Source organism: Trujillonella humicola, from assembly GCF_046233715.1.
Lineage (GTDB): Bacteria > Actinomycetota > Actinomycetes > Mycobacteriales > Geodermatophilaceae > Trujillonella > Trujillonella humicola.
Window position 1 is genome coordinate 1 of the sequence record NZ_JBJNRJ010000099.1, and the last position, 6255, is coordinate 6255.

Annotated in this window: 7 protein-coding genes; all 7 read left to right on the plus strand. The window is 75.6% G+C overall.

What is annotated here, in order from left to right:
- Positions 1-457 precede the first annotated feature (457 nt).
- The 7 genes from ACK586_RS25025 to allB are packed head-to-tail and all read left to right on the plus strand — an operon-like array spanning position 458 to position 6167.
- Positions 458-760, plus strand: coding sequence for an urease subunit gamma (locus ACK586_RS25025; protein WP_409333246.1), 303 nt, complete (start codon positions 458-460; stop codon positions 758-760).
- Positions 757-1059: an urease subunit beta gene (locus ACK586_RS25030; protein WP_409333247.1), complete on the plus strand. Its 303-nt coding sequence runs from the start codon at positions 757-759 to the stop codon at positions 1057-1059. Before ACK586_RS25025 ends, ACK586_RS25030 begins: the two co-directional genes overlap by 4 nt.
- Positions 1059-2780, plus strand: coding sequence for an urease subunit alpha (locus ACK586_RS25035; RefSeq protein ID WP_409333248.1), 1722 nt, complete (start codon positions 1059-1061; stop codon positions 2778-2780). Before ACK586_RS25030 ends, ACK586_RS25035 begins: the two co-directional genes overlap by 1 nt.
- Before the next feature lie 2 nt (positions 2781-2782).
- Positions 2783-3451, plus strand: a complete 669-nt coding sequence (locus tag ACK586_RS25040) for an urease accessory protein UreF (protein ID WP_409333249.1) — start codon at positions 2783-2785, stop codon at positions 3449-3451.
- Positions 3452-3469: 18 nt separating this feature from the next.
- Positions 3470-4147, plus strand: a complete 678-nt coding sequence (gene ureG / locus ACK586_RS25045; RefSeq protein ID WP_409333250.1) for an urease accessory protein UreG — start codon at positions 3470-3472, stop codon at positions 4145-4147.
- Positions 4144-4848: an urease accessory protein UreD gene (locus ACK586_RS25050; protein ID WP_409333251.1), complete on the plus strand. Its 705-nt coding sequence runs from the start codon at positions 4144-4146 to the stop codon at positions 4846-4848. Before ureG ends, ACK586_RS25050 begins: the two co-directional genes overlap by 4 nt.
- On the plus strand, positions 4845-6167 hold the full coding sequence (gene allB, locus ACK586_RS25055) for an allantoinase AllB (protein ID WP_409333252.1): 1323 nt from the start codon (positions 4845-4847) through the stop codon (positions 6165-6167). The genes ACK586_RS25050 and allB overlap by 4 nt, the downstream gene beginning before the upstream one ends.
- Positions 6168-6255 lie beyond the last annotated feature (88 nt).

Sequence of the window (6255 nt, forward strand, 5' to 3'; positions counted from 1 at the left end):
CGCCGATGGTACTGCCCTGGAGACGGGGTGGGAGAGTAGGACACCGCCGGACAACCATTCCAGAAAGGGCCCCAGCCACACGGCTGGGGCCCTTTCTGCATTCCCCCGGTCACCGCCCACCGGATCTGCCCACCGGGCGCGTCCTGGTCGACCGTGACGTGAGCGCCGACGCGGCACAGCCGCGCCCGTACCGCGACGTGAGCCCGCCTCCCGCGAGGCGGACGGCGGACGGCACGGGGAGGGTGCGCCCTCCTCCGTCACGGTTACGCAAGGCGGTCGGGGGTTGCGCACCTGAGCCGGCGACGTCGCCGTCTCGCCGGGGGCGGTGCGGCCGGCCGGGCACGGGGCCGGCGCCTCCTTCCCCCGGGTCGGTGGCCCCCGGCGTCCAGGTGCCGCAACACGGTTGTCACGAGCCCGTATTAGCGTCCGGGCTCCGCCGACATCCGGAGGTCCCCGCGTGCACCTGTCCCCGCACGAGCAGGAACGCCTGCTGCTCTCCTACGCCGCCGAGCTGGCGCGACGCCGCCGGGCGCGGGGTCTGCGGCTCAACCTGCCCGAGGCGACGGCGATCGTCACCGACCACGTGCTCGAGGGTGCCCGGGACGGCGTCCTGGTCGCCGAGCTCATGCAGAGCGGCCGCACCGTGCTCACCCGTGACGACGTGATGGACGGGGTCCCCGAGCTGATGGAGGAGGTGCAGGTGGAGGCGACCTTCCCGGACGGGACGAAGCTGGTGACCGTCCACTCCCCCATCCCGTGATCCCGGGCGAGGTGATCCCCGCCGAGGGGACGATCGAGACGCTGCCCGGCGCGCCGCGGACCGAGCTGGAGGTCACCAACACCGGCGACCGGCCGGTCCAGGTCGGCTCGCACTTCCACTTCGCCCAGACCAACGCGGCGCTGCGCTTCGACCGGGGCGCGGCGCACGGTCACCGGCTCGACATCGCCGCCGGGACCGCCGTCCGCTTCGAGCCGGGGATCACCCGCACGGTGACCCTCGTGCCGCTGGCCGGCGCCCGCGCCGTCCCCGGGCTCACCGCAGAAGGGGGCCTCGGCTGATGGTGCAGCTGTCCCGCGAGCGCTACGCGCAGCTCTACGGCCCGACGACGGGTGATCGCATCCGGCTGGCCGACACCGACCTGCTGATCGAGGTCGAGGAGGACCGCAGCGGTGGTCCCGGCCGGGCCGGTGAGGAGGCCGTGTTCGGCGGCGGCAAGGTCATCCGCGAGTCGATGGGCCAGGGCCGGGCCACCCGCGCGGAGGGCGCGCCCGACCTGGTGATCACCGGCGCGGTGGTGCTCGACCACTGGGGGATCGTCAAGGCCGACGTCGGCATCCGGAACGGCCGGATCGTCGCGCTGGGCAAGGCCGGCAACCCGGACACGATGGACGGCGTCCACCCCGACCTCGTCATCGGGCCCGGCACCGAGGTGCTCGCGGGCAACGGGCGGATCCTCACCGCCGGCGGGATCGACTGCCACGTGCACTTCATCTGCCCGCAGATCGTGCCGACGGCGCTGGGCTCGGGCGTGACCACGCTCATCGGCGGCGGCACCGGTCCGGCGGAGGGGTCCAAGGCCACGACCATCACCCCGGGCGACTGGTACCTGGCCCGGATGCTCGAGGCGATGGACCCGCTGCCGGTCAACGTCGCCCTGCTCGGCAAGGGCAACACCGTGTCGCGGGCCTCGCTGGTCGAGCAGCTGCGCGCGGGCGCCAGCGGGTTCAAGCTGCACGAGGACTGGGGCTCCACGCCCGCCGCCGTCGACGCGGCGCTGACCGTGGCCGGTGAGCACGGCGTCCCCGTGGCCCTGCACTCCGACACCCTGAACGAGGCCGGCTTCGTCGAGGACACCCTGGCCGCCATCGCCGGCCGGAGCATCCACGCCTACCACACCGAGGGTGCCGGGGGCGGGCACGCGCCGGACATCATCACCGTCGCCGGGCACCCCAACGTGCTGCCCAGCAGCACCAACCCCACCCGGCCGCACACGGTGAACACGCTCGACGAGCACCTCGACATGCTCATGGTCTGCCACCACCTGGACAGCTCCGTGCCCGAGGACCTGGCCTTCGCCGAGAGCCGGATCCGACCCACGACGATCGCCGCCGAGGACCTGCTGCACGACATCGGCGCCATCTCGATGATCGGGTCCGACGCCCAGGCGATGGGCCGGGTCGGCGAGGTCGTGATGCGCACCTGGCAGACCGCGCACGTGATGAAGCGCAAGCGCGGGTCGCTGCCCGGCGACGGCGGTGCCGACAACCTGCGCGCCCGCCGGTACGTCGCCAAGTACACGATCTGCCCGGCGGTGGCGCACGGCATCGACGGCGAGGTCGGGTCGGTCGAGCCGGGCAAGCTCGCCGACCTGGTGCTGTGGGACCCGGGGCTCTTCGGCGTCCGGCCGCACGCCGTCCTCAAGGGCGGCATGATCGCGTGGGCGCAGATGGGCGACGCCAACGCGTCCATCCCGACGCCGCAGCCGGTGCTGCCGCGGCCGATGTTCGGCGCCTACGGGCGGGTGCCGGCGCAGACCTCGGTGCACTTCGTGGCCCCGGCCGCGCTCGAGGCCGGCCTCGCCGACCGGCTCGCGGTCGACCGGCGGCTGGCCGCGGTCACCGACACCAGCGGGCTCAGCAAGGCCGACATGCCCGAGAACACCGCGCTCCCGGACATCCGGGTCGACCCCGACACCTTCACGGTGACCGTGGACGGCGAGGTGTGGGAGCCCGAGCCGGTGCGCGAGCTGCCCATGGCGCAGCGGTACTTCCTCTTCTGAGCATGACCGCCGCCCTCCTGACCCTGGCCGACTCGCGGCTGCCCGCCGGCGGGCACACCCACTCCGGCGGTGTCGAGCAGGCGATCGCGGCCGGCCACGTCACCGACCCGGCATCGCTGGCGGCCTTCCTGCTGCGTCGCCTGCAGACGGCCGGTGCCGTGGCGGCGGGTCTGGCCGCGGCCGCCTGCGCCGGCGTCGACCTCGCGCTCCTCGACGCCGAGTGCGACGCCCGGACGCCGTCCCCGGCGCTGCGCGCGGCCTCCCGGCAGCAGGGCCGGGGGCTGGTGCGGGTGGCGCGGCGGGCCTGGCCCTCACCGCGGTGGGACGCGCTCCCTGCTGCCCCGCACCACCCGATCGCCCTCGGCGTGGCCGCCGCGGCGGGCGGGCTGTCCGCCCGGGACGCGGCCGCGGCCGCCGCCTACCTGTCGATCAGCGGGCCGGCCACCGCCGCCCAGCGCCTGCTGGCCATGGACCCGCTCACCGTTGCCGCCGTCACCGCGCGGCTGTCGCCCGAGGTGGACGCCGTCGCCACCCGGAGCGCCCGTCTCGGCGAGCAGGCCTCCCGCCGAAGTGGCTATCTCGGCGGAGACCTGCCCGCCGACACCGACCCCCTGCTCGACCTCCTCGCCGAGGTCCACCTCGCCCGAAGGGACCGCTACTTCGCATCATGACGACCACCGGGAGTTCGCATGCCGCCTGACCACGACCTCACCGACTACGTCGACCCCTACGAGCACGGGCATCGGCACGGCGGCCCGCTGCGGGTGGGCCTCGGCGGTCCGGTGGGCTCGGGCAAGACCGCGCTGGCCGCCGCGCTGTGCCGCACGCTGGGCGCCGAGCACGACCTCGCCGTCGTCACCAACGACATCTACACGACCGAGGACGCCGACTTCCTGCGCCGCCACGCCGTCCTCCCCGACGACCGGATCGAGGCGGTGCAGACCGGGTGCTGCCCGCACACCGCGATCCGCGACGACATCACCGCCAACCTCGACGCCGTGGAGCTGCTCGAGGCCCGCCACCCGGGGCTGGAGCTCGTGCTCGTCGAGTCCGGCGGCGACAACCTGACCGCGAGCTTCAGCTACGGCCTGGTGGACGTGCAGATCTTCGTCATCGACGTCGCCGGCGGGGACAAGGTGCCGCGCAAGGGCGGGCCGGGCGTCACCGCGAGCGACCTGCTGGTGGTCAACAAGACCGACCTCGCCCCGCTGGTGGGCGCCGACCTCGACGTCATGCGCCGGGACTCCGCCGTGGTGCGCGGGGACAAGCCGACGCTGCTGATCTCGCTGCGCGAGGACCCCACGGCCGCGCCGGTGGCCGAGTGGGTGCGCGAGCAGCTCAGGGCCCGGGCGCTGCAGACGACGTGATCACGCGGGTCGAGGTCGTCGCCCGGCCCGGGCCGGGCGGCCGCACCGTGCTGCCGGTGGTGCGGGCGAGCGGCCAGCTCGCCGTGCGGCGGACCGGACCGTCGAGCGTGCACCTGGTCGCCACGACGTTCGGCCCGCTCGGTGGGGACGACGCCGAGGTGTCGCTGGTCGTCGAGGAGGGGGCGCGGCTGAGCGTCCACTCGGTCGCCGCGGCCGTGGCCCTGCCGGCGCGCGCGGGCGAGGCGCCCTCGGTGCAGCGCGTGCACGCCGAGGTCCGCGGGTCGCTGACGCTGGCGCCCGAGCCGACCGTCGTCGCCACCGGGGCCCACCACCGCGCCGAGCTGGTGGCACGGCTGGCCCAGGGGGCGACGCTCCTGGCGGCCGAGCGGGTGCTGCTCGGCCGGACGGGCGAGGAGCCGGGCCGCTGGAGCGGCACCACCCGCGTCGAGCGCGGCGGGATCCCGCTGCTGCACACCACGGTGGCGCTCGGCCCGGGGGCGCCCGGCTGGCTCCCGCCGGTCACCCCGCGCGCCTACGCCGCCACCGTGTCGATCGACGAGGCGCTGCCGGTCGCCACGGGGGACGATGCGGTCCGGCTGCCGCTGGACGGCGGCTGGTCGGCCACCGCCTGGGGGAGCGAGCTGCACCGGGTGGACCGTGCGCTGGTGGCAGTGGCCGGCGCGGGAGAGGAGGTCGCGTGAGCCCCCTGGTCGTGCGGGCCCGGCGGGTGGTGCTCCCCGGCGGCGAGCGGGCCGCGGCGGTGCACACGGCCGACGGCGTCGTCACCGCGGTCACCGCCTACGACGACGCCCCCGCCGGCGCAGTCACCCTGGCCGACGACGAGGTGCTGCTGCCCGGCCTCGTCGACAGCCACGTGCACGTCAACGAGCCCGGCCGCACGGAGTGGGAGGGCTTCGCCAGCGCGACCCGGGCCGCGGCCGCCGGCGGGGTGACGACCATCGTGGACATGCCGCTGAACTCCGTGCCGGCCACGACCACCCTCGAGGCGTTGCACGTGAAACGGGAGGCGGCGCAGGGACAGGTGGCCGTCGACGTCGCCTTCTGGGGCGGCGCGGTGCCCGGCAACCTCGACCAGCTCCGGCCGCTGCACGAGGCCGGCGTGGTCGGCTTCAAGTGCTTCCTGCTCGACTCCGGCGTCCCGGAGTTCCCGCCGCTGGACGACGCCGGGCTGCGCGCCGCGCTCGCCGAGCTGGCCGGCCTCGACGCGCTGCTCATCGCGCACGCCGAGGACGCCGACGTCATCGCGGCCGCCCCCGGGCCCGCCGGCGCCAGCTACGCCGCGTTCCTCGCCTCCCGGCCGGCCGCCGCGGAGGAGACCGCCATCGGCCGGCTGGTGGCCGCCACCCGGGACACCGGCGCGCGCAGCCACGTCGTCCACCTGGCCGACGCCGAGGCCCTGCCGCTGCTGCGCGCCGCCCGCGCCGAGGGCGTGCGGATCACCGTCGAGACCTGCCCGCACTACCTGACCTTCGCCGCCGAGGACGTGCCCGACGGCGACACCGCCTACAAGTGCTGCCCGCCGATCCGGGAGGTGTCGCACCGGGAGGCGCTCTGGGCGGCGCTGGCCGCAGGCGACGTCGATCTCGTGGTGAGCGACCACTCGCCCTGCACCCCGGAGCTCAAGCGCCTGGACGTCGGCGACTTCGGGCTGGCCTGGGGCGGGATCGCCTCGCTGCAGGTCGGGCTGCCGGCGGTGTGGAGCGGCGCGCGGGCCCGCGGGGTACCGCTCGCCGACGTGGTGCGCTGGATGTCCGGGGCGCCGGCCCGCCAGGCCGGGCTGCCGGGGAAGGGGGCGATCGCCGTCGGGAAGGACGCCGACCTGGTGGCCTTCGCCCCCGACGAGCGCTGGACGGTCGAGCGGCTGCTGCACCGCAACCCGGTGACCCCCTATGCCGGCCGGGAGCTCCTCGGTGTGGTGCGGCGGACCTGGCTGCGCGGGCAGGAGGCCGACGGGAGCCCGCTCGGCCGGCTGCTCCGCCGGGGCAGGATGGCCCGGTGAGACACCCTCTGTCAACCACCGGCTCAGGCGGCGTTGCCGAGGGCTCGGTTGCGGTTGGCTTGGTGGACGCCCTCGTCGTAGAGGACGC